Annotated in this window: 18 protein-coding genes; 14 read left to right on the forward strand and 4 right to left on the reverse strand. The window is 71.5% G+C overall.

Going from position 1 to position 23,299, the window contains the following annotated elements; translation table 11 throughout:
• Window positions 1–24 precede the first annotated feature (24 nt).
• The 8 genes from ruvB to TR48_RS03940 all read left to right on the forward strand — a co-directional run bounded on the left by ruvB (window position 25) and on the right by TR48_RS03940 (window position 10,391).
• Window positions 25–1,116, forward strand: a complete 1,092-nt coding sequence (ruvB, locus tag TR48_RS03905) for a Holliday junction branch migration DNA helicase RuvB (RefSeq protein ID WP_042364392.1) — start codon at window positions 25–27, stop codon at window positions 1,114–1,116.
• Window positions 1,117–1,365: 249 nt separating this feature from the next.
• Window positions 1,366–1,845: a preprotein translocase subunit YajC gene (yajC, locus tag TR48_RS03910; RefSeq protein ID WP_236651999.1), complete on the forward strand. Its 480-nt coding sequence runs from the start codon at window positions 1,366–1,368 to the stop codon at window positions 1,843–1,845.
• A 146-nt stretch (window positions 1,846–1,991) separates the two neighbouring features.
• Window positions 1,992–3,854, forward strand: coding sequence for a protein translocase subunit SecD (gene secD / locus TR48_RS03915; protein WP_439654434.1), 1,863 nt, complete (start codon window positions 1,992–1,994; stop codon window positions 3,852–3,854).
• A 4-nt stretch (window positions 3,855–3,858) separates the two neighbouring features.
• Complete coding sequence (secF, locus tag TR48_RS03920; protein ID WP_042364393.1) at window positions 3,859–4,980, forward strand: protein translocase subunit SecF; 1,122 nt, start codon at window positions 3,859–3,861, stop codon at window positions 4,978–4,980.
• A gap of 46 nt (window positions 4,981–5,026) precedes the next feature.
• A complete protein-coding gene (locus TR48_RS03925; protein ID WP_042364394.1) occupies window positions 5,027–5,575 on the forward strand; it encodes an adenine phosphoribosyltransferase in 549 nt (182 codons plus the stop codon).
• A 267-nt stretch (window positions 5,576–5,842) separates the two neighbouring features.
• A complete protein-coding gene (locus TR48_RS03930) occupies window positions 5,843–8,275 on the forward strand; it encodes a RelA/SpoT family protein (RefSeq protein WP_042364395.1) in 2,433 nt (810 codons plus the stop codon).
• An 87-nt stretch (window positions 8,276–8,362) separates the two neighbouring features.
• Complete coding sequence (locus TR48_RS03935; protein WP_042364396.1) at window positions 8,363–9,133, forward strand: class I SAM-dependent methyltransferase; 771 nt, start codon at window positions 8,363–8,365, stop codon at window positions 9,131–9,133.
• Between the two features lie 55 nt (window positions 9,134–9,188).
• Window positions 9,189–10,391: a cytochrome P450 gene (locus tag TR48_RS03940; protein WP_042364397.1), complete on the forward strand. Its 1,203-nt coding sequence runs from the start codon at window positions 9,189–9,191 to the stop codon at window positions 10,389–10,391.
• Between the two features lie 225 nt (window positions 10,392–10,616).
• On the opposite strand, the gene TR48_RS03945 is transcribed toward TR48_RS03940, so the two are convergent.
• The gene (locus tag TR48_RS03945) at window positions 10,617–11,846 is read right to left on the reverse strand and encodes a DUF349 domain-containing protein (protein WP_042364398.1); all 1,230 of its coding nucleotides are present in this window, start codon (window positions 11,844–11,846) and stop codon (window positions 10,617–10,619) included.
• A gap of 208 nt (window positions 11,847–12,054) precedes the next feature.
• Window positions 12,055–12,921: a peptidylprolyl isomerase gene (locus tag TR48_RS03950; RefSeq protein WP_042364399.1), complete on the reverse strand. Its 867-nt coding sequence runs from the start codon at window positions 12,919–12,921 to the stop codon at window positions 12,055–12,057.
• A gap of 230 nt (window positions 12,922–13,151) precedes the next feature.
• Between TR48_RS03950 and TR48_RS03955 the strand changes: the two genes are divergently transcribed.
• Genes TR48_RS03955 through aspS form a run of 3 tightly spaced genes read left to right on the forward strand, consistent with a single transcriptional unit; the run spans window position 13,152 to window position 16,933 of the window.
• The gene (locus TR48_RS03955; RefSeq protein WP_042364400.1) at window positions 13,152–13,859 is read left to right on the forward strand and encodes an MBL fold metallo-hydrolase; all 708 of its coding nucleotides are present in this window, start codon (window positions 13,152–13,154) and stop codon (window positions 13,857–13,859) included.
• A 12-nt stretch (window positions 13,860–13,871) separates the two neighbouring features.
• Window positions 13,872–15,152, forward strand: coding sequence for a histidine--tRNA ligase (hisS, locus tag TR48_RS03960; RefSeq protein WP_042364401.1), 1,281 nt, complete (start codon window positions 13,872–13,874; stop codon window positions 15,150–15,152).
• Complete coding sequence (gene aspS, locus TR48_RS03965; RefSeq protein ID WP_042364402.1) at window positions 15,149–16,933, forward strand: aspartate--tRNA ligase; 1,785 nt, start codon at window positions 15,149–15,151, stop codon at window positions 16,931–16,933. The genes hisS and aspS overlap by 4 nt, the downstream gene beginning before the upstream one ends.
• Window positions 16,934–16,999: 66 nt before the next feature.
• Here the strand turns inward: aspS and TR48_RS03970 are convergent, their stop codons facing one another.
• Entirely contained in the window at window positions 17,000–17,656 is a 657-nt protein-coding gene (locus TR48_RS03970) for a TetR/AcrR family transcriptional regulator (RefSeq protein WP_042364403.1), read from the reverse strand.
• A gap of 156 nt (window positions 17,657–17,812) precedes the next feature.
• Between TR48_RS03970 and TR48_RS03975 the strand changes: the two genes are divergently transcribed.
• Entirely contained in the window at window positions 17,813–19,288 is a 1,476-nt protein-coding gene (locus tag TR48_RS03975) for an MFS transporter (protein ID WP_042364404.1), read from the forward strand.
• A gap of 58 nt (window positions 19,289–19,346) precedes the next feature.
• On the opposite strand, the gene TR48_RS03980 is transcribed toward TR48_RS03975, so the two are convergent.
• Window positions 19,347–20,684, reverse strand: a complete 1,338-nt coding sequence (locus TR48_RS03980; RefSeq protein WP_042364405.1) for a cation:dicarboxylate symporter family transporter — start codon at window positions 20,682–20,684, stop codon at window positions 19,347–19,349.
• 161 nt (window positions 20,685–20,845) lie between these two features.
• On the opposite strand from TR48_RS03980, the gene TR48_RS03985 reads away from it, so the two are divergent.
• Both TR48_RS03985 and TR48_RS03990 read left to right on the forward strand, forming a co-directional pair.
• Entirely contained in the window at window positions 20,846–22,555 is a 1,710-nt protein-coding gene (locus TR48_RS03985; protein ID WP_042364406.1) for an ATP-binding protein, read from the forward strand.
• On the forward strand, window positions 22,552–23,289 hold the full coding sequence (locus TR48_RS03990; protein ID WP_042364407.1) for a response regulator: 738 nt from the start codon (window positions 22,552–22,554) through the stop codon (window positions 23,287–23,289). The genes TR48_RS03985 and TR48_RS03990 overlap by 4 nt, the downstream gene beginning before the upstream one ends.
• Window positions 23,290–23,299 lie beyond the last annotated feature (10 nt).

The following is a 23,299-nucleotide window of genomic DNA, read 5'->3' on the forward strand; positions in this document are numbered from 1 at the left end:
GTCCGACCGAGGAGCCGAGAGAGCATGTACGACGACGCCGCAGCCGACCGCCTGGTCACCGCCGCCGCGGACGGCGAGGACCGGGCCGTCGAGGCGGCGCTGCGCCCGCGCGACCTGGGCGAGTTCATCGGCCAGGAGCGCGTCCGCGAGCAGCTCTCGCTCGTCCTGCAGGCGGCGCGCCACCGCGGCGCCTCGCCCGACCACGTGCTGCTCTCCGGCCCTCCCGGGCTCGGGAAGACCACGCTGTCGATGATCATCGCGGCGGAGATGGGCGCGCCGATCCGGATCACCTCCGGCCCGGCCATCCAGCACGCCGGCGACCTCGCGGCGATCCTCTCCTCGCTGACCGAGGGCGAGATCCTCTTCCTCGACGAGATCCACCGCCTCTCCCGGCCCGCGGAGGAGATGCTCTACATGGCGATGGAGGACTTCCGCGTCGACGTGATCGTCGGCAAGGGGCCGGGCGCCACCGCCATCCCGCTGGAGCTGCCGCCGTTCACGCTGGTCGGGGCCACCACCCGGGCCGGCCTGCTGCCGCCGCCGCTGCGCGACCGCTTCGGCTTCACCGGCCACATGGAGTTCTACGCGCCCGAGGAGCTGGAGCAGGTCATACACCGGTCCGCCCGGCTGCTGGCCGTCGAGATCGACCCGAAGGGCGCCGCCGAGATCGCCCGTCGCTCGCGCGGCACGCCGCGCATCGCCAACCGGCTGCTGCGCCGGGTCCGCGACTACGCGCAGGTCCGCCACGACGGCCTGATCACCCCCGAGATCGCCGACGCCGCGCTCGCCGTCTACGAGGTGGACCCGCGCGGGCTGGACCGGCTGGACCGGGCCGTGCTGCACGCGCTGCTGAAGCTCTTCGGCGGTGGGCCGGTGGGCCTGTCCACACTGGCCGTGGCGGTGGGGGAGGAGGCCGAGACCGTCGAGGAGGTCGCCGAGCCCTTCCTGGTCCGCGAGGGCCTGCTGGCCCGCACCCCCCGCGGCCGGATCGCCACCGCGGCCGCCTGGCAGCACCTGGGCCTGACCCCGCCGCCGCAGGCCGCCGGGCCTGGCGTCCCGATGCAGGCGGAGCTGTTCGGCCCGGCGACGCCCCCGGAGGGGCCGACGAAGGCCTGAGCGGGGGCCTGCCGGCCACCCCGGGAGCGGGTGGCCCACGGGTGCCCGGGCGGCCTCGGAGCAGCCCTTGACGGGCTATGTGCACGTCGAGTCCGTCACGTCACTCGCCATTCGGCTCTCTCGGATGACATGCTGGACGTTGTTGTACTGCGTGCGGTCCCCTAGACTCCGCCCGCTCCCGCCCTTACGGGGTGGGCCCCGATATCGACTGGCCGCCGCCTCCTGCGGCCTCGCAAAGGACTGTCTGCCGTGGGTAACCCGCTCATCTTCATGGTCATCGTCTTGGCCGGACTCATGTTCGTGACGATGCGGAGCAACAAGAAGCGCCAGCAGCAGGCGCAGGACATGCGCACCCGCCTGGAGCCGGGCGCGGGTGTGCGCACCATCGGGGGGATGTACGCGCTGGTCAAGGACGTGACCGACGAGGCTGTCGAGCTCGAGGTCGCCCCGGGCGTCCACGCCCTGTACGCGAAGCAGGCCATCGCGCAGGTGCTGGACCCGATCGAGTACAACCGCATCGTCCACGGCGAGGAGCCGGAGACGGACGAGGCGGCCGACGGCGCCGAGGCTGACGCCGAGGCCGTCGTCGAGGACGCCACCCCCGCCGAGGCGGCGAAGGACGAGGCCGGCCAGGCCGAGACTCCCGCTGAGACCCCCGCCGCGGCCGACACCGAGGCCGGGAAGGTCGACGCCAAGGTGGGTGGCGACAAGGACGCTTCCGCCAAGTAGCCTTGCCCGCTACGGAACCCGGTCGGTCGTAACCGTCCGACCGGGCCCAAGGACCGCTGCGTCGTGGCCGAGCCGCCCCCTGTCCGCCGGTACGCCGGTGTGGGCGACTTGACCTGCCCACGGCATGGACAGAGAGAATCGAGAAGGTGGCATCACCCAAGTCCCGTCCCCGTGACGGATACCCGGGGCGTGCGCTGAGCCTGATCCTCGTGATCATGGTGGCCCTGGTGGCGACCATGGTCGGGACCGGCAACATCAAGCCGCGGCTCGGCATCGACCTCGCCGGTGGTACCAGCGTGACGCTCCAGGCGACGTCGAGCGACAAGAACGCGATCAACCCCGCCAACATGGGGATCGCCTCCGGCATCATGCGCGACCGCGTCAACGGCACCGGCGTGACCGAAGCGACGGTGCAGGTCCAGGGCAACGACGAGATCGTCGTCAACGTTCCCAAGGGCACCAGCTCGACTCAGCTCGCCACGGAGCTGGCCCAGACCGCCAAGCTGTACTTCCGCCCGGTGCTCGCCGAGCAGCAGCAGGTCAACGCGGCCTCCCTGCCCAAGAGCAGCGCCTCGCCGTCCGCCTCGTCCAGCGGCGGCGCCAAGCCGTCCGGCTCGGCGAGCCCGGCCGCGAGCAGCTCCGGCAAGCCGAAGGCGTCCGGTTCCGGCGCGGCCGCCGCGCCGAGCGCGAGCAAGACGCAGGGTGACGCCCTCTCGCAGGACCTGAAGGCGAGCTCGTCGGCCTCCGCGAAGGCCTCCGCCTCGGCCAGTGCGCACGCCTCCTCCTCCGCGGCCGCGGCCGGCACCCCCAAGGCCGCCGCGACCCCGAGCGCCGTCCCGACCACCGGCACGGTCGCCGGTCAGCTCGGCGGCACCGTGCCCGCCGCGCTGCAGCAGCAGTTCAACGCGATCGACTGCACCACCAACGCCGGCCGCCTGGCCGCGCAGAACGCGGCGAACAACGCCCACGAGACCGACCAGGTCGTCTCCTGCTCCACGACCGCCGGCAGCAGCGGCGCCTGGACCAAGTACGCGCTGGACAAGGTCGCCGTCGACGGCACCTCGATCAGCAAGGCCCAGGCCAACCTGAGCACCCAGACCGGGCAGTGGGAGGTCGACCTCTCCTTCAACTCCCACGGCAGCAGCCAGTTCGCCGCCATCACCGGTCAGCTCGCCAAGAACCAGACGCCGACCAACGAGTTCGCCATCCAGCTCGACGGCCTGGTCCAGTCCTCGCCCTATGTCAGCAACGCGATCACCGGCGGCCAGGCGACGATCTCCGGCAGCTTCGACCAGGCGAGCGCGACCTCGCTGGCCAACGTGCTCAGCTACGGCTCGCTCCCGCTGAACTTCAAGCAGCTCGAGGTCGTGACGGTCTCGCCGGAGCTCGGCGGCAGCCAGCTCGACGCGGGTCTGATCGCCGGCCTGATCGGCCTGATCCTGGTCGTGCTGTACTCGCTGGTCTACTATCGCGGCCTCGGCCTGGTGGCGGTCGCCTCGCTGCTCGTCTCCGCGATCCTCACCTGGTCGCTGATGTCGCTGCTCGGTGGCGCGATCGGCTTCGCGCTGAACCTGCCCGCCGTCTGTGGCGCCATCGTCGCCATCGGCATCACCGCCGACTCGTTCGTCGTCTACTTCGAACGCGTCCGTGACGAGCTGCGCGAGGGCGCCACGCTGCGCCCGGCCGTCCGCAACGCCTGGCCGCGCGCCCGCCGTACCATCCTGGTGTCGGACTTCGTGTCCTTCCTGGCCGCCGCGGTGCTGTACTTCTTCACCGTCGGGAAGGTGCAGGGCTTCGCCTTCACGCTGGGCCTGACCACCCTGCTCGACGTCGTCGTGGTCTTCCTGTTCACGAAGCCGCTGATGACGCTGCTCGCCCGCCGGAACTTCTTCAACTCCGGTCACCCGTGGTCGGGGCTCTCGCCCGAGCGCCTCGGCGTCCGCAACCCGCTCCGTGACAGCCGCGGCTCGCGGCGTCCGGTCCGTCCCACCGCCGGCAAGGAGGCCTGACCCGATGTCTCGCTTCGGCAATATCGGCCACCGCCTCTACACCGGTGAGGTCAGTTTCGACTTCGTCGGTCGGCGCAGGCTGTGGACGATCATCTCGGGCGTCATCCTGGTCGCCGCCATCCTGGGCCTGTCGGTCCGGGGCCTGAACCTCGGCATCGAGTTCAAGGGCGGCCAGATCTACACCGTCACCAAGCCGGGCGTCACGGTCGCCCAGGCCCAGAAGGCGGCCAACGACCTGACGCACGACAGCTCGGCTCTCGTGCAGACGGCCAACGGCGCCAAGGGCGAGCAGATCCTCATCCAGATCAGCTCGGCCGAGAAGATCGACCCCACCACCGGGCAGAACACGCTGTCGCAGTCGCTGGGCCTGAGCCAGAACCAGATCAGCACCCAGTCGCTGAGCGCCAGCTGGGGCCACGACATCAGCCAGAAGGCCCTCGAGGGTCTGGTCGTCTTCATGGTGCTGGTGACGTTGTACCTGGCCTTCGCCTTCGAGTGGCGGCTCGCGCTCGGCGCGCTGGTCGCGCTGCTGCACGACCTGGTGATCACCGTCGGCGTCTACGCCCTGGTCGGCTTCGAGGTCACCTCGGGCACGGTCATCGGCTTCCTGACCATCCTCGGTTACTCGCTCTACGACACCGTCGTCGTCTTCGACGGCCTCAAGTCCGCGACGAACAAGCTCACCAAGCAGAACAAGCTGACCTACAGCGACGCCGCCAACGCCTCGCTGAACAGCACCCTGGTCCGCTCGATCAACACCTCCGTACTGGCGCTGCTGCCGGTCGCCGCGCTGCTCTTCATCGGCGGCGGCCTGCTCGGCGCGGGTGTCCTCAACGACATCTCGCTGGCGCTGTTCGTCGGTCTGACCGCCGGCGCCTACTCCTCGATCTGCGTGGCCACCCCGATGGTCGCCTGGCTCCAGGAGAAGCGCCCGGAGTACATCGAGCTGGCCCGCAAGGTGAAGCAGCGCCGCGCGGCCGAGGCCAAGGCCGCGGCCGAGGGCCGCACGCTCGAGGACGACGCCCCGCAGGCCGAGGTCACCGTCCCCGCGCCGACCGGCGGTCCGCGCAACCAGCCCGTCAACCGCACCCGCAGCGAGCGCCGGTCCTCCGGCGGCCGCCGCTGACGGCGTCGAAGCAGACGCCGTCAACACCAGAGGAGCAGACGACCGCATGAGCGGCAACGACCTGGCGGGCCTTCTCGCCGCCAAGATCCGCGACGTCCCGGACTACCCGAAGCCCGGTGTGGTCTTCAAGGACATCGCACCGCTCCTCGCCGACGCCGAGGCGCTGGCCGCGCTGGTGGACCACCTCGCGGCCCGCGCGAAGGCGCTGGGCGTGACCAAGGTCGTCGGCCTCGAAGCCCGAGGCTTCATCCTGGCCGCGCCGGCGGCGTACGCCGCCGGCGCCGGCTTCGTCCCCGTCCGCAAGGAGGGCAAGCTCCCCGGGGACTGCTACCGCCAGGCCTACGACCTCGAGTACGGCTCGGCGGTCATCGAGGTCCAGATGGACGCGTTCCTCCCGGGCGAGCGGGTCCTGGTCGTCGACGACGTGCTGGCCACCGGCGGCACGGTGGAGGCGGCCCTGGACCTCATCCACCGCGGCGGCGCGGAGCTCGCGGGCGTCGAGGTCCTGATGGAACTCGGCTTCCTCGGCGGCCGCGCCCGGCTGGCCCCCCTCATGGGGGACGCACCGCTGAAGACCGTGATCTCGATCCAGTAGTTGCACTGTCGAGGGGGCGCGGGGAACGGCGAGAGCAACCACCCCCCAGCCTTCGGCCGGGAGGCGCCCCTATGCGGATGGCCCTGCGGGTTCGGGGCTCTCCGTGGGTGAGTGGCTTGTCGCGCAGTTCCCCGCGCCCCTGACGTTTGCAACGGATCCCGGGTAGCCCAGGCCGAGGCGCCTCTGGGCGTTCGCGCGGGGCCGTGAACGCAGGTGGCTGTGACGCTCGGTACCATTGAGATCCGGTCTCGCTCCCGAGGAGTGCAGTTGCCCGAAGAGGTCGTGCCCAAAGCCGCTGGAACGCAGGAGGAGCGTCCGAAGCCGGCTCCCGCCGCGCCGAAGCCCGCGCCGCCGGCCGTACCGGCCACGTTCCAGCGCGACGGCGGCGCGCCCGCCGTCGCACCGCGCCCCGTCGCGCCCTCGCCCTCTCGGGTCCGTGCCCGGCTCGCCCGTCTCGGCGGCCAGCGCAGCAGCACCTTCAACCCGGTGCTCGAACCGCTGTTCCGGATAGTGCGCAGCAACTACCCGAAGGCCGACCTGCACCAGCTCGAGCGTGCGTACCAGATCGCGGAGAAGTGGCACCGCGGCCAGAAGCGCAAGAGCGGTGACCCGTACATCACCCACCCGCTCGCGGTCGCGACGATCCTCGCCGAGCTCGGCATGGACGCCCCGACGCTGATGGCGGGCCTGCTGCACGACACCGTGGAGGACACCGACTACGGTCTCGACCAGCTCCGCCGCGACTTCGGCGACACCGTCGCCATGCTGGTCGACGGCGTCACCAAGCTGGACAAGGTCAAGTTCGGCGAGGCGGCGCAGGCCGAGACGGTCCGCAAGATGGTCGTCGCCATGGCCAAGGACCCGCGCGTCCTGGTCATCAAGCTGGCCGACCGCCTGCACAACATGCGCACCATGCGTTACCTCAAGCGGGAGAAGCAGGAGAAGAAGGCCCGCGAGACGCTGGAGATCTACGCCCCGCTGGCGCACCGGCTGGGCATGAACACCATCAAGTGGGAGTTGGAGGACCTCGCCTTCGCGATCCTCTACCCCAAGATGTACGACGAGATCGTCCGGCTGGTCGCCGAGCGCGCGCCCAAGCGGGACGAGTACCTCGGCACAGTGCTGGAGCAGGTCACCGACGACCTCAAGACCGCTCGCATCAAGGCCGAGGTCAAGGGCCGTCCGAAGCACTACTACAGCGTCTACCAGAAGATGATCGTGCGCGGCCGGGACTTCGCCGACATCTACGACCTGGTCGGCGTGCGGGTCCTGGTCGACTCGGTCCGCGACTGCTACGCGGCGCTGGGCACCATCCACGCACGGTGGAACCCGGTGCCGGGGCGGTTCAAGGACTACATCGCCATGCCCAAGTTCAACATGTACCAGTCGTTGCACACGACGGTCATCGGGCCCGAGGGCAAGCCGGTCGAGCTGCAGATCCGCACCTTCGACATGCACCGCCGCGCCGAGTACGGCATCGCCGCGCACTGGAAGTACAAGCAGCAGGCCGTCGCCGGCGCGTCCAAGGTCCGCACCGACACCCCCGCCGGGCAGGGCGAGACCGTCAACGAGATGGCCTGGCTGCGGCAGCTGCTGGACTGGCAGAAGGAGACCGAGGACCCGAGCGAGTTCCTGGAGTCACTGCGGTTCGACCTCTCCAACAACGAGGTCTTCGTCTTCACCCCCAAGGGCGACGTCATAGCGCTGCCCGCCGGGGCCACCCCGGTGGACTTCGCGTACGCGGTCCACACCGAGGTCGGCCACCGGACCATAGGGGCGCGCGTCAACGGCCGCCTGGTGCCGCTGGAGTCCACCCTCGAGAACGGCGACACCGTCGAGGTCTTCACCTCCAAGGCGGAGAACGCCGGACCGTCCCGCGACTGGCTCTCCTTCGTCAAGTCGCCGCGGGCCCGCAACAAGATCCGTGCGTGGTTCTCCAAGGAGCGCCGCGAGGAGGCCATCGAGCAGGGCAAGGACGCGATCACGCGGGCCATGCGCAAGCAGGGCCTGCCGCTGCAGCGCATCCTCACCGGCGACTCGCTGGTCACCCTCGCGCACGAGATGCGCTACCCCGACATCTCCTCGCTCTACGCGGCGATCGGCGAGGGCCACGTCGCGGCGCAGACGATCGTGCAGAAGCTGGTGCAGTCCCTCGGCGGTGAGGAGGGCGCGAGCGAGGACATCGAGGAGCTGACCGCTCCGTCCCCGACGCGTAACCGCCGCCAGCGGCGCGCGACGCAGGACCCGGGCGTGGTCGTCAAGGGCGTCGCGGACGTGTGGGTCAAGCTGTCGCGCTGCTGCACGCCCGTCCCGGGCGATCCGATCGTCGGCTTCATCACCCGCGGCAACGGCATCTCCGTGCACCGCACCGACTGCGTCAACGTCGACTCGCTCGCGCAGAAGCAGGAACGCATGGTCGAGGTCGAGTGGGCCCCCACTCAGTCCTCGGTCTTCCTGGTCGCCATCCAGGTCGAGGCGCTGGACCGCTCGCGCCTGCTCTCCGACGTGACGCGGGTGCTCTCGGACCAGCACGTCAACATCCTGTCGGCGGCGGTGCAGACCTCGCGCGACCGGGTCGCGATGAGCCGTTTCACCTTCGAGATGGGCGATCCGAAGCACCTCGGCCATGTGCTCAAGGCCGTCCGCAGCGTCGAGGGCGTCTACGACGTGTACCGGGTGACGTCGGCCAAGGCGCGGTAGGGCACCACAGCGGCACCTGAGCTCCCCTGGAGACGGAATCGAGGATTCGTCCAGGGGGGCCCGAGCGCGCGGGCGAACGATCGCGCCATGACTCCAAGAGAAGAGCGGTACGGGGACCGCCTCTACTCGCACCGAAACCCTGGCGAGGCGGACCGCCTCGGGGCGCTGGCGCGGGTCTTCGACCCCTACTCGTTCCAACGCCTGCGTCCGCTCGTCACGCCCGGCCTGCGCACCTGCGACGTGGGCGCGGGCCTCGGCACCGTCGCCGCATGGCTCATGGACGCCTGCGACGAGCAGGCCACCGTCGTCGACCTCGACGTCCGCCACCTGGGCGGTCGAGGCTTCCACGAGATCCAGGCGGACATCACCGAGCCGGCCTTCACGCCCGGCCTGTTCGACCTGGTCCACACCCGGTTCCTGCTGATGCACCTGCGCGAGCGCGAGCAGGTGCTGACGCGCATGGCGCAGTGGGTCCGTCCCGGCGGCTGGCTCGTCGTCTCGGACGCCTGGGACATGGGCGCGTCCAGCTCACCCAACGCCGCCTACCGGGAGACCGCCGCGGTCGCGAGCGAGCTCGCCGCGCGGACCACCGGCAGCGACCTCAACCTGGGACGCGGCTACCCGCGGCCCCTCGCCGATCTCGGCTTCACGGAGGTCGGCCTCGCCGTCGACGTGCCGGTGCTGAACGGCGGCGGCCCGCTGGCCCGCTTCTGGTCCGGCACCGCGAACGCCTCGCGCCCCGCCCTGGTGGCACGGCTCGGTGAGGCGACCGTCGACGACGCGCTGGCCTATCTGGCCGATCCCGCCACCAAGGACCTCGGCATCGCCATGGTCACCATGTGGGGCCGACGCCCGTGAGCGCGCCCCGCCCGTCAGGTCCATGGGCAGACCCATGTGTTCACCGGAGGCATCGATGACCACCGCCGACATGCTCTTCAACCCCTTCGCCCCCGGCTTCGCCGACGACCCGTACCCCACCTACCGCCGGATGCGGGAGGTGGACCCGGTGCACCGGCACCCCTTCGGCTTCTGGGTGCTGACCGCCTACGACGACATCGCGGCCCTGCTGCGCGCGGGGCTCTCCGTCGACGACCGGCAGGTCCTCGACGGACAGATCCGCGAGCAGATGGACCGCCTCGACCTCGGCGTGATCAACATGTCGATGGTCCACCGTGACCCGCCCGACCACACCCGGCTGCGCTCGCTGGTCGGCAAGGTCTTCACCTCCCGCTCCGTCGCCGCGCTGGAGGGTGAGATCACCCGGCTTCTCGACGCCGCGCTGGACCGCATCGCGGAGGAGGGACAGGCCGACCTCGTCGAGGCGCTCGCCTTCCCGCTGCCGTTCGCGGTCATCTCGCAGATGCTCGGGATGCCACCCGCCGACCACGCCCGCATCCGCGAGCTGACCGGCATCCTGGCGCTCACCCTCCAGGTCGTCACCGACCCCGAGGAGATGCGGCGCATCAGCGAGGCGGCGCGGGAGATGACCGCGCTGGCGCGCGAGCTGATCGCCTGGAAGCGCGCCAACCCGGCCGAGGACCTGCTCACCGCGCTGATCGCGGCGGAGCACGAGGGCGGCCGGCTCAGTGACGACGAACTCGTCGCCCAGGTCGTCATGCTGTACATCGCCGGCCACGAGACGACGGTCAACCTCATCTCCAACGGCACGCTCGCGCTGCTGCGCAACCCTGAGCAGCTCGCGCTGCTCCGGGCGCGGCCCGGGTTGGCGGCCAACGCGGTGGAGGAGTTCCTGCGCTACGACAGCCCCGTCCAGCAGTCCAAGCGGATCACGCTCACCCCGCACGCGGTGCGCGACCGCACCATCCCGGCGGGCGCGTTCGTCTTCGCGTGCCTGGCCTCAGCCAACCGTGACCCTGACTACTGGGGCCCCGACGCGGACGAACTCCGCATCGACCGCCCCAACGCCCGCCATCACGTCTCCTTCGGCGCCGGCCCGCACCACTGCCTGGGCGCCGCCCTCGCCCGTCTCGAAGGCCGGCTGGCGATCGGGACTCTCGTCCAGCGCTTCCCCTCGCTCTCGCTCGGGGGCGACGTCACCTGGAACGGCCGCATCAACCTCCGCGGACCGTCCACCCTCCCCATCACCGTGGGGTAGGACCGTGAGAGCGACCAGGCAACGCCAAAGGGGCGCGAGGAACCGCGCGAGCAACCACCCTGTACGGATGGCCCTGCTCGTGCGGCGACTCACCACACTGCGTGGCTTGTCGCGCAGGTCCCCGCGCCCCTGAGGAGGTGCAACTGACTGCGGCTGGTCGTGCCCTGGCGGCGGAGCCGCAGGTCGGTACAGCCTCGCGTTCCTGAGGTAGTGCAGCCGGCTGCGTCAGCCGCTGAACTCCTCGAGGCCCTTTTGGGCCTGGGCGAGCAGTTCCTTGCGGCCGGCGAGTTCGGACTGGAGCTTGGCGACCTGGCGGGCGTCACCCTTCGCCTCAGCTGTGGCGATCTGCTTCTCCAGCTTGTCCACCGCCGCCTGCAGCAGGCCCGTCATGCCCGCGGCACGCGCCCGCGCCTCGGGGTTGCTGCGCTGCCACTCGGCCTCCTCCGCCTCGCGGATGGCCTGCTCCACGTGGCGCAGGCGGGACTCCAGGCGGGGGCGGGCGTCGCGCGGGACGTGGCCGATGGCCTCCCAGCGCTCCGCGATGTCGCGGTAGTGGGTCTTGGCGACCTTCAGGTCGCCGATCGGGAGCAGCGCCTCCGCCTCGACCAGGAGGGCCTCCTTGGCGTGCTGGTTCTCGCGCTCGTCGGCGTCGCGCTCGTCGAAGACGGCCGAGCGGGCCTGGAAGAAGACATCCTGCGCGCCGCGGAAGCGGGTCCACAGCTCGTCCTCGGCCTCGCGCTGCGCACGACCCGCGGCCTTCCACTCCGCCATCAGCTCGCGGTAGCGGGCGGCCGTGGCGCCCCAGTCGGTCGAGTCGGCCAGCGACTCGGCCTCGAGGACCAGCTTCTCCTTCTTCAGGCGGGCCTCCTCGCGCTGCTGGTCCAGCTGCGCGAAGTGCGCCTTGCGGCGCTTGGAGAACGCGGAGCGGGCGTGCGAGAAGCGGTGCCACAGCTCGTCGTCGGACTTGCGGTCCAGTCGGGGCAGGCCCTTCCAGGTGTCGACCAGGGCCCGCAGGCGGTCGCCCGCCTCGCGCCACTGGGTGGACTCCACGAGCTGCTCGGCCTCGGCGACCAGGGCCTCCTTGGAAGCGCGGGCCTCCTCCTGGGCCTTGGCGCGCGCCGCCTTCTTCTCCTCGCGGCGGGACTCGACCTCCTCGGCCAGCGTCGTCAGACGCTTGGCGAGGGCGTCCAGGTCGCCGACCGCGTGGCCCTCGGTCACCTGCGCCTGCAGGTGCTCGATGGCCGTCTGGGCGTCCTTCGCGGCGAGGTCCGTGGTGCGCACGCGGCGCTCCAGCAGGCCGATCTCCACGGCGATGCCCTCGTACTTGCGGGTGAAGTAGGCAAGTGCCTCCTCGGGGGAGCCCGCCTGCCACGAACCGACGACGCGTTCGCCGTCGGCCGTCCGCACGTAGACGGTCCCCTCGTCGTCGACACGGCCCCACGGGTCGCTGGTCACAGCGCCTCCTCCATATGGCGGCCGCGGGTCCTGCACCTGGCAGGGCGGCCGCCGTCCACGTTCGATTGCCCGGCCGGTTTGGTCTCCGCGCCGCCGGGAAGCGCAGAAGCGCACCCTACAAGACGCCAACATAGGCGACGGGCAGGGGCGCTGTCCGTATCCCCGCGAGGTTGATTTGGCTGCGCCGCCCGCCCGTCACCTAAAGCGTTCAGTTCTTGGTCGCAGTGACCGTGTTCATGACGACCGGATCGACCGGCTTTCCGTCGCCCGGACCGTTGGCGCTGTCGGAGCCCTTGGCGGCGATCGCGTTCAGCACGTCCATGCCGCCGGTGATGGTGCCGAACGGCGTGTAGTTGGCCGGCAGCGGGCTGTCCTTGTAGACGAGGAAGAACTGCGAGCCGTTGGTGTTCGCGCCCGAGTTCGCCATCGCGACCGTGCCGGCCGGGTAGGTGCCGCCCTTGAGGGACGGGGCGGTCAGGTTCTCGTCCTTGAAGGAGTAGCCGGGCCCGCCGGAGCCGGTGCCGGTCGGGTCGCCGCACTGCAGCACGTACAGACCCTCGGTGGTGATCCGGTGGCAGTACACGCCGTCGAAGAAGTGCTGGCCGGCGAGGAACACGAAGGAGTTCACCGTGTGCGGCGCGTCCTTGGCGTCCAGCTTGAGGGTGACCAGGCCCTGACCGAGGTTGATCTTCGCGGTGTAGGTCGCCGAGGTGTCGATCGTCATCGGCGGCTCGGTCTTCCAGCTGCCCTCGTTCTTCTTGGGCGTGATGGTGTAGTTCGCCTTCGCCGCGGACGGGGAGCTCGCGGCCGACGGCGAGCTGCTCGCGGTGTCCGCGGAGGCCGTCGTCTTGGGCTTGCCGCCCGACGGCCACAGGACGACCGTCCCGACCGCGATCGCCGCGACGGCGACGACGCACGCGCCGATGATCGCGGTGCGCTTGCGCGCCTCGGCGATCCGCGCGCGGCGCAGCTGGGCCTGACGCTCCAGCTTCCTGCGCTGCAGTTCGCGCCGGCGCTTCTCCGGGTCCTTGGGGAGAGGCCCAGCCTTCGGCCGCTGCGTGTCGTTGGGGGCCACCGCCCACACTCCTGCCGTGAAGTCGTTCGTACGTCGTCGGTCTGTGTGCTGTCGCGGGGGATCTTCCCACCCGACGGCGGCCCAGTGTAGGGAGCAATTCTGTAAACGCGCGGTGAAAGCGGCCGATGGGGCGACAGGCGGGCGCCGGATACGGTTCGCGATCGGTCCCCTGCCGCCGGTACCCTGCTGACAGCAGTCACCGCCATTTCTCGACGTGAGTAGGGACCCACGTGTTCATCGCCGGCTTTCCCGCTGGAGCCTGGGGCACCAACTGCTACCTCGTGGCCCCGGCCGCCGGCGAGGAGTGCGTCATCGTGGACCCGGGGCACGAGGCCGCCGCCGGTGTCGAGGAGGCGGTGCGCGAGCACGGGCTGAAGCCGGTCGCGGTGGTGCTCACCCACGGGCACATCGACCACGTGGCCTCGGTCGTTCCCGTCTGCGGCGCGCGCGGCATTCCGGCGTGGATCCACCCCGAGGACCGCTACATGCTCTCCGACCCGGAGAAGGCCCTCGGCCGTTCGTTCGGGGCGCAGCTCATGGGCGAGATCACCGTCGGCGAGCCCGACGACGTGCGGGTTCTCACCGACGGCAGCGTGCTGGAGCTCGCGGGGCTGAGCCTCACGGTCGACCACGCGCCCGGCCATACCGGGGGGTCGGTGACGTTCAGGACGCCCGCCGCCCCGGAGCTGCCTCCGGTGCTGTTCTCGGGCGACCTGCTCTTCGCCGGCTCCGTCGGACGCACCGATCTCCCCGGGGGCGACCACGACGCCCTCCTGCGGTCGCTGGCCCGCGTGTGCCTGCCGCTGCCGGACGAGACCGTGGTCCTCTCCGGACACGGCCCCCAGACCACCATCGGTCGCGAGCGCGTCGCCAACCCGTACCTGCTCCAGGTCGCCGGCAGCGCCGCGCCGACCGGCGCCCAGCGCCGCGGACTGTAGAAGAGACGAGACGTGAGCAGTACTTCCCAGGCTTTCCAGGCCCCCAAGGGCACCTACGACATCCTCCCGGCCACCGCCGGCACCGTCCTCGCCGTGCGCGAGGCGCTGGCCGCGCCGCTGCGCCGGGCCGGCTACGGCTACGTGGAGACCCCCGTCTTCGAGGACGTCAAGCTCTTCTCGCGCGGCGTCGGTGAGTCCACCGACATCGTGACGAAGGAGATGTTCACCCTCACCTCCCGCACGGAGGAGGGCCAGGACCTCGCGCTGCGCCCCGAGGCCACCGCCTCCGTGCTGCGCGCGACGCTCCAGGCCAACCTGCACCGGACCGGCAACCTCCCGGTCAAGCTCTGGTACAGCGGTTCGCAGTACCGCTACGAGCGCCCGCAGAAGGGCCGCTACCGCCAGTTCTGGCAGGTCGGCGCCGAGGCGATCGGCGCGGAGGACCCGGCGTTGGACGCCGAGCTCATCATCCTGGCCGACGACGCCTACCGCTCGCTGGGCCTGCGCAACTTCCGCATCCTGCTGAACAGCCTCGGCGACAAGCAGTGCCGCCCGGTCTACCGCGAAGCGCTGCAGAACTACCTGCGCGGCCTCGACCTCGACGCGGAGACGCTGCGCCGCGCGGAGATCAACCCGCTGCGTGTGCTGGACGACAAGCGTCCGGAGGTCCAGGACCAGCTCGGCGGCGCGCCGATGCTCGTCGACTACCTCTGTGAGGACTGCAAGGCCTACCACGAGCAGGTCCGCGAGCTGCTGCTCGCCGCGGGCGTCCGCTTCGAGGACGACCCGAAGTTGGTCCGCGGCCTCGACTACTACACCCGCACCACCTTCGAGTTCGTCCACGACGGCCTCGGCGCGCAGTCCGCGGTGGGCGGCGGCGGTCGTTACGACGGCCTGTCCGAGATGATCGGCGGCCCCGAACTGCCGTCGGTCGGCTGGGCCCTGGGTGTGGACCGCACCGTGCTCGCGCTGGAGGCCGAGGGCATCACCCTCGACATCCCCGCCACCACCGACGTCTTCGCCGTCCCGATGGGCGAGCAGGCCCGGCGGGTGCTGTTCGGCAAGGTCACCGAGCTGCGCCGGGTCGGCGTCTCCGCGGACCTGGTCTTCGGCGGCAAGAGCGTCAAGGCCGGCTTCAAGGCCGCCGACCGCTCCGGCGCTCGCTACGCGATCGTCGCCGGCGAGCGTGATCTCGCCGACGGCGTGGTTCAGTTGAAGGACCTCGGTTCCGGTGACCAGACCCCGGTCGCCCTCGACGCTCTCGTCACCACTCTGAAGGAGAAGCTCCAGTGATCCGCACCCACGAGGCCGGCACGCTCCGCCCGGAGCACGCCGGCACCACCGTCACCCTCGCCGGCTGGGTCGCCCGCCGCCGCGACCACGGCGGCGTGGCCTTCGTCGACGTGCGGGACTCCTCCGGTACCGTCCAGGTCGTCTTCCGCGACCTGGAGGCCGTGGGCGAGCTGCGCTCCGAGTGGTGCGTCAAGATCACCGGTGACGTCCGGGTCCGTCCCGAGGGCAACGAGAACCCCGACATCCCGACCGGCCAGGTCGAGGTCGTCGTGACCGACCTGACGGTGCTCTCCGAGGCAGCCGCGCTGCCGTTCCAGGTCGCCGAGTACGAGCCCGGTTCGGTCAACGAGGAGGTCCGCCTCAAGTACCGCTACCTGGACCTGCGCCGCGAGGGCCCGGCCCGCGCGCTGCGCCTGCGCTCGCGCGCCACCCACATCATCCGCACGGTGATGGAGGAGAACGGCTTCCTCGACATCGAGACGCCGTACCTCACCCGCTCCACCCCCGAGGGCGCCCGCGACTTCCTCGTCCCGGTCCGCCTGCAGCCGGGCCACTGGTACGCCCTGCCGCAGTCGCCGCAGCTGTTCAAGCAGCTGCTGATGGTCGCCGGCATGGAGCGCTACTACCAGATCGCGCGCTGCTTCCGTGACGAGGACTTCCGCGCCGACCGCCAGCCGGAGTTCACCCAGCTCGACATCGAGGCCTCGTTCGTCGACCAGGAGGACATCCTCAAGCTGGGCGAGGAGGTCGTCTCCCGCGTCTGGGGCGAGGTCCTCGGCTACGAGGTGCCGCTGCCGCTGCCGCGCATGTCCTACGCGGACGCGATGTCCCGCTACGGCTCCGACAAGCCGGACGTCCGCTTCGACAACGAGCTCACCGAGCTGACCGAGTACTTCTCCGGCACCTCGTTCCGCGTCTTCCAGGCCCCGTACGTGGGCGCCGTGGTCATGCCGGGCGGCGCCTCGCAGCCGCGCAAGCAGCTGGACGCATGGCAGGACTGGGCCAAGGCGCGCGGCGCGCGCGGCCTCGCCTACGTGCTGATCGACGAGGAGACCGGCGAGCTGCGCGGCCCGGTCGCGAAGAACCTCAGCGAGGAGCACCTCGCCGGCCTGGCCGACGCGGTCGGCGCCAAGCCGGGCGACTGCATCTTCTTCGCCGCGGGCAAGAAGACCGCCTCGCAGGAGCTGCTGGGCGCGGCGCGCCTGGAGATCGGCAAGCGCTGCGAGCTCATCGACGAGTCCAAGTGGGCCTTCCTCTGGGTCGTCGACTTCCCGATGTTCGAGCCCATCGAGGACGACAAGGGCGAGTTCCAGGGCTGGCACGCGGTGCACCATCCCTTCACGGCCCCGACGGCCGAGTCGATGGCGACCTTCGACACCGACCCGGGCAGCGCGCTCTCCAACGCGTACGACCTGGTGCTCAACGGTTCGGAGATCGGCGGCGGCTCGATCCGTATCCACCAGAAGGACGTGCAGAAGCGCGCGTTCGACGCGATCGGGCTCTCGCAGGAGGAGGCCCAGTCGCAGTTCGGCTTCCTGCTGAACGCCTTCGACTTCGGCCCGCCGCCGCACGGCGGCATCGCGCTGGGCCTGGACCGTCTGGTCACCCTGCTGGGCGGCTACGACACCATCCGCGACGTCATCGCCTTCCCGAAGACCTCCACCGGCGGCGACCCGCTGACCGGCGCCCCGACGCCGATCACCGCTGCGCAGCGCAGGGAGGCCGGCGTCGACGCGACGCCGAAGTCCGAGCAGCAGGCCGCCGCGAAGGCCGAGCAGTAACACCACGCACCCACACGCGCGAACAAGCGGGGCCCCTGCCGATGGCAGGGGCCCCGCTTGTTCTGCTCATCCGACTCGGGCCCCGGCCTGGAGGCGCAGGCCCGCGAGGGTGAGTTCCAGGGCGGAGCGGAACTGGTCGGCGTCGTCGTGGCCGTCGAACTCGTCGACGATCTCATGGACGAAGGGGTAGGCCGCCGGGTCGAGGTCCCGCCAGGCCGCGGCGGCGCGGCCGAGGTACGTGTCGCGGTCGACGGCGCCGTCGAGGACCTCCTGGGGCGGTTCCTGGCCGAGGTCGACCGCGGAGCCGACCACGACGCCGATGATCGCGGAGACGGCGTGGAAGCGCTGGCGCGCGCTGAGGTCGAGGCGGAGGGTCTGCTCTCCGAGCCGCTCGTACAGGCGGATCGAGTTGCTCTGGGCGTTGATGTTGCGCATGAAGTACGCGCCCAGCCAGGGCCGCGCCACGATCGCGTCGAACAGGGTGACCGACATCGCCCGCAGGTCGTCGATCGGGTCGGCGCTGCCCGGGAGAGCCTCGATGTCGGCCAGGACCGAGCCGATCACGTGGTCCGTGGCGAGGTCGAGCAGCTCGTCCTTGTTGGCCACGTACCAGTAGATGCTGGCGACGCCGCCGCCGAGGCGCTCGGCCAGGGCCCGGAAGGTGAGCGCGGGCGGGCCCGCCTCGTCCAGCAGGGCCACTGCCTCCGTCAGCACCGACTCCATCGAGTGCGAAGCGCGTCGGCGTCCCTGACCCGGACGGTTCTGCAGGCGTGCCATGGCTCGCGTCCCTCCACCTTGCACCAGCATCGAACGTTGTTCTATCGTACGTCATCGTACGGCGTTCGATACTCGGACGATGTTCGATCGAAGGGGGATGTCATGACGACCGCCACGCTGCAACGCCCGTTGCACACCTACCCGTCGCTACGCGCGGCCTGGATACCTCTGGCCGCGCTCTGCCTGGCCTTCTTCGTCGAGATGGTCGACAACACGCTGCTGTCGATCGCGCTGCCCACCATCGGCCGCGACCTCGGCGGCGGCACCACCGCCCTGCAGTGGGTCACCGGCGCGTACTCGCTGACCTTCGGCGGGTTGCTGCTGACGGCCGGGTCGACGGCCGACAGGTTCGGCCGCCGCCGGGTGCTGCTGGTCGGGCTGGCCGTGTTCGGCTCGCTCAGCCTGTGCGTCGTGTTCGTGGGCACGGCGGGTGAGCTCATCGCGCTGCGGGCCGCACTCGGCGTCGCGGCGGCGGCGATGGCCCCGATCACGAACTCGCTCGTGTTCCGGCTGTTCGACGAGAAGACCCTGCAGATGCGCGCGATGACGGTGATGATCGTCGTCGGCATGTCGGGCTTCGTCCTCGGTCCGCTGCTCGGCGGCACCGCGCTGGCCCACGTGAGCTGGCAGTGGCTGCTGGTCGTCAACGCCCCGATCGCGGCGCTCGCGTGCATCGGCGTCCGGCTCGGCGTGCCGGCGGACCAGCCGGAGGGTCTGACGAGCGATGCGCTCGACCTGGCGGGTGCCGCGCTGAGCATCACCGCCATCGGGCTCGCCTGCTACTCGCTGACCAGCGGCGTCCAGAACGGCTGGCTCTCCCCGCTCACCCTCGCCTCGATCATGGGCGCGCTCGTGGCCGGGTTCGCGTTCGTCCGCCACGAGCGCCGAAGCACGGCGCCGATGCTGGACCTGCGCCTGTTCGCGAACGGCACGGTCCGCGGCGCCGCCATCGCGCAGATCGGCACCTCGATCGCCATGGCCAGCGTGATGTTCGGGCTGATCCTGCACTTCCAGTACGCCTACGGCTGGAGCCCCGTCAGGGCCGGCCTGGCCAACCTGCCCATCATCGTGACGATGCTGGCCGCGACCCCGCTGTCCGAGTGGCTCGCGCGCCGGTTCGGCCACCGCATCGCCTGCCTGATCGGCGCGGCCTGCCTGGCCGGCGCGCTGGCGGGGCTGTCCTGGGCCGTCGGCCACGGCTACGCCGCCATCGCCGTCTGCATGGTGCTCATGACCGTGGGGCTCCGCACCGTGATGACGATCTGCGCGGTGGCTCTCGTCGACGCGATGCCCGGCAACCGCACCTCCGTCGGCGCGGCCCTCAACGACACCGCCCAGGAGGTCGGCTCCAGCGTCGGCACCGCCGTGGTCGGCACCATGATCGCCGCCCTGGTCACCACCCGGCTGCCACGCGGTACGTGGAGCAGCAGTCTCGTCGAGTCCTTCTTCCGGGGCGAGCGGATCACCTACGCCCTGCTGGCTGTGGTCGTGGGCGTGATCGCGGTGGGCGGCGCGCTGAGCCTCACGGACTCCCACAGCGTCGAGGAGCATCACGGCGACGAGGAGGATGCGGCCTGACCGGCGGGCGCGCCCTGACCGGCCGGGCGCCTCGGCCCGGCCGGTCTCGGGTCAGGGCTCAGGCCGTGGCCGGTGCCTGAGTCGGGACGGCCGACGGAGCGTCCGGCGTCGCCGCGTCCACCGCGGACTCGTCGAAGGCGAGGCGGCCGGTGAGGACGAGGCGCATCCGGTCGTGGTCGAGCTCGCCGGTCCAGTGGCCGATGAGAACGGTGGCGACGGCGTTGCCCGCGAAGTTCGTCAGGGCGCGTGCCTCGCTCATGAAGCGGTCGATGCCGACGATGAGGCCGACGCCGTCGACCAGGGCCGGCTGGTGGGACTGGAGGCCGCCCGCGAGGGTGGCGAGGCCCGCGCCGGTGACGCCGGCGGCGCCCTTGCTGGCGATCACCATGAAGAGCAGCAGCGAGACCTGCTGGCCGATCGACATCGGCCGGTCCATCGCCTGGGCGATGAACAGCGAGGACATCGTCAGGTAGATGGCGGTGCCGTCCAGGTTGAAGCTGTAGCCCGCCGGGACGGTGATGCCCGCGACCGGTCGGCTGACGCCCAGGTGCTCCATCTTCGCGATGAGGCGCGGGAACGCGCTCTCGCTCGAGGAGGTGGACAGGATCAGCAGGAACTCGCGGCCGAGGTAGGTGAGCAGCGCGAAGACGTTGACGCCCGCGACGAGACGGAGCATCAGGCCGAGGACCACGATCACGAAGATCGCGCAGGTCAGGTAGAAGCCCAGCATGATCATCGCCAGCGACTTCAGCGCCGCCCAGCCCGACGCGCCGACCACGGCGGCGATCGCGCCGAACGCGCCCACCGGGGCCGCCCACATGATCATCGACAGCACCCGGAAGACCAGCTTCTGCAGGTGCTCGACTCCGCGCAGGATCGGCGCGCCCGATGCGCCGAGGGACTGCAGGGCGAAGCCGACCAGCAGCGCGACCAGCAGGGTCTGCAGCACCTGGCCGCCGGTGAGGGCGGAGACCAGGGTGGTCGGGATCATCCCCAACAGGAAGTCGGAGGTCCCCTCCGCGCCGCCGGTCGCGGCCTGGGCGTGGCCCGCCTTCGCCAGCTCCGCGGTGAGGTGCAGTCCGTGGCCGGGGTTGATCACGTTGCCGACGACGAGGCCGATGGCCAGCGCGACCGTCGACATCACCAGGAAGTAGCCGAGCGCGAGGCCGCCGACCCTGCCGACCTTCGCGGCCTTGGACACCGAGCCGATGCCCAGCACGATCGTGGTGAAGATGACGGGGCTGATCATCATCTTGATCAGGTTCACGAACCCGGTGCCGACCGGCTTCAGGTTCACGGCGAAGTGCGGCGCCGCCAGGCCGACGACGATGCCCAGCACGACGGCGGCGATCACGGCCAGATACAGATACTGCGTGCGTTCCCGTGCGGCTCTCATGGCTGCGGCTCCCTTGCCGGAGTGTCGTTCCCACCGGACCGAGGTGGCGGGCCGGTTCCGACGAATATCCGGGCGGGCGTGGCGGGCGTCACGTTTGCGTTCATATCGTTCACGGCCCGCGGCCTACTCATCTCCTCGGACGACCGGGCAGACTGGCCGGCATGCCCGTACGCACCGCCCCACGTCCGCGCCGACGCCACCGCGTCGCGCGCAGCCTCGCCGGGCAGCTGTTCGCGGTGCAGGTGCTGATCGTGACGCTGGTGGTGGCCGGCTGCGCGGTCCTCGCGTACGTGCTGACCAGCGACCGGGCCACGCAGGCGGCGGAGCGGCAGGTGGTCGCGACGGCCACGACCGTCGCCGACGCGCCGACCGTCGTGCAGGCCGCCCAGCGGCCCGACCCGACCGCCGTGCTCCAGCCGTACGCGCAGCGGGTCACCCGGGACGCCGACGTCGACTTCGTCACGATCATGGACACCCACGGTGTGCGCTGGACCCACCCCGACCCGGCGGAGATCGGCAGGCACTTCCTCGGGCACATCGGCCCGGCCCTGGCCGGGCACACCTTCACCGAGACCTACACCGGCACGCTCGGCCCGTCCGTGCGCGCCGTCACGCCGGTGCGGGACGCGCAGGGCGAGGTCGTCGCGCTGGTCAGCGTCGGGATCACGGTGCAGCAGCTGAGCGGGCAGCTGCGCGGGGCGATCACCGCGCTGGTCCTGGTCGCCGTTGCGGCCCTGGCGCTGGGCGGTCTGGGCACCTGGCTGGCCAACCGCCGGCTGCGCCGCCACACCCACGGGATGGGCGCGGCCGAACTGAGCCACCTGTACGAGTACCACCAGGCGACGCTGCACGCCGTGCGGGAGGGCCTGGTGCTGCTCGACCGCGAGGGGATCGTCCTGCTGTGCAACGACGCGGCGCGCGAGCTGCTGGCCCTGGACGATCCGGCCGAGGGGCGGCCCTTCGCGGACCTGGACCTGCCCGCGCCGCTGCGCGCGGCCGTCGCCGGTCCCGAGCCCGTCCGCGACCAGCTGCACCTGACGGCCGACCGCGTCGTCGTGGTCAACACCTCGCCCATCGGTGACGGCCCCGGCCTCGGGACCGTGGTCACCCTCCGCGACCACACCGAACTCCAGGCCCTGAGTGGCGAGTTGGACTCGGTCCGCGGCTTCGCCGAGGCACTGAGCGCGCAGGCGCACGAGGCGGCGAACCGCCTGCACGCGGTGGTGTCGCTCATCGAGACCGGACAGCACCGCCAGGCGGTCGACTTCGCCACCTCCGAGCTGGAGCTGGCCCAGCAGCTCACCGACCGCGTCGTCGGCGCCGTCAACGAGCCGGTCGTGGCCGCGTTGCTGCTCGGCAAGGCCGCGCAGGCCGCCGAGCGCGGCGTGGACCTGGTGCTGACCGAGGAGAGTCGGATCGACGACGCGCTGCCCGAGCAGCTCAGCGCGCGGGACCTGGTGACGCTGCTCGGCAACCTGATCGACAACGCCATCGACGCCGCGATCGAGGGCGCCGGCGAGCACGAGGGCGCGCCGACCGTCACCGTCACCGCCCGGACGGACACCGCCCCCGGCACCGACGCCCGCGAGCTGCTGCTGCGCGTCGCCGACACCGGACCGGGCGTCGAGCCCGACGCGGTCGAGCGGATCTTCGAGCGCGGCTGGTCCACGAAGCGGCCCGGGCCGGGCGGCGCGCGCGGCATCGGCCTCGCGCTCGTCGCCCAGGCCGCGCGCCGCAACGGCGGCCGCGTGGAAGTCGACAGCGGCCGCGGCGCGGTGCTGACCGTGCACCTTCCGTTTCAGCACAGCCCTGTTCGGCACAGCCCGTCTCGGCACGGCGCCCTCCGGTCCGACGCGGTGCGTGTCCCGTGATCGACGTGCTGGTGGTCGAGGACGACCCGGTCGCCGCCGAGGCCCACGGCAGCTACGTCGAGCGCGCCTCCGGCTTCCGCTGCGCGGGCGTCGCCCACAGCGCGGCGGAGGCGCTGCGCTTCCTCGACCGCGCGCGCCGCGAGGGCGCGCCGGTCGCGCTGCTGCTGCTCGACCTCTACCTCCCGGACGGCCACGGCCTGGACCTGCTCCGTGCGATACGCACGGCCGGGCACGGCGCCGACGTCATCGCCGTCACCTCGGCCCGGGACCTGGCGACGGTGCGACGGGCGGTCTCGATCGGCGTGGTGCAGTACCTGCTCAAGCCCTTCGCGGCGGCGACGCTGCAGGACCGTCTCGCCCGGTACGCGCGCTACCGCGCCAGCCTGGAGCGCGGGGGAGAGGCGCTCGGCCAGGACGAGGTGGACCGCGCCTTCGCCGAGCTGCGCTCCCCGCGCGGCACCACCCTGCCCAAGGGGCTCACCACCCCCACGCTCGACGCGGTGGCCGCGGTCCTGCGCGCCGCCGACACCGGCCTGTCCGCCGCCGCGGTCGGCACGGCCGCGGGCGTCTCCCGCATCACCGCCCGCCGCTACCTGGAACACCTCGTCGAGACCGGCCGCGCCCGCCGCGAACCCCAGTACGGCCAGGTCGGCCGCCCGGAACTGGCCTACCGCTGGCGCTGGCCCCGGCCCCCGGGGAGTGACGAGAGCGGGGGTGTCGGCGCCCGCAGGTAGGGTCTAGACC

Source organism: Streptacidiphilus neutrinimicus (genome assembly GCF_000787815.1).
Classification (GTDB): Bacteria; Actinomycetota; Actinomycetes; order Streptomycetales; family Streptomycetaceae; genus Streptacidiphilus; species Streptacidiphilus neutrinimicus.

Excerpts from the sequence above, each read along its gene's own strand:
- TR48_RS03925 (WP_042364394.1), top strand. The coding sequence starts at position 5,027 with ATGAGCGGCAACGACCTGGCGGGCCTTCTCGCCGCCAAGATCCGCGAC.
- TR48_RS03970 (WP_042364403.1), bottom strand. The coding sequence starts at position 17,656 with ATGGAGTCGGTGCTGACGGAGGCAGTGGCCCTGCTGGACGAGGCGGGC.
- TR48_RS03975 (WP_042364404.1), top strand. The coding sequence starts at position 17,813 with ATGACGACCGCCACGCTGCAACGCCCGTTGCACACCTACCCGTCGCTA.
- TR48_RS03940 (WP_042364397.1), top strand. The coding sequence starts at position 9,189 with ATGACCACCGCCGACATGCTCTTCAACCCCTTCGCCCCCGGCTTCGCC.
- TR48_RS03980 (WP_042364405.1), bottom strand. The coding sequence starts at position 20,684 with ATGAGAGCCGCACGGGAACGCACGCAGTATCTGTATCTGGCCGTGATC.
- secF (WP_042364393.1), top strand. The coding sequence starts at position 3,859 with ATGTCTCGCTTCGGCAATATCGGCCACCGCCTCTACACCGGTGAGGTC.
- TR48_RS03935 (WP_042364396.1), top strand. The coding sequence starts at position 8,363 with ATGACTCCAAGAGAAGAGCGGTACGGGGACCGCCTCTACTCGCACCGA.
- ruvB (WP_042364392.1), top strand. The coding sequence starts at position 25 with ATGTACGACGACGCCGCAGCCGACCGCCTGGTCACCGCCGCCGCGGAC.
- TR48_RS03985 (WP_042364406.1), top strand. The coding sequence starts at position 20,846 with ATGCCCGTACGCACCGCCCCACGTCCGCGCCGACGCCACCGCGTCGCG.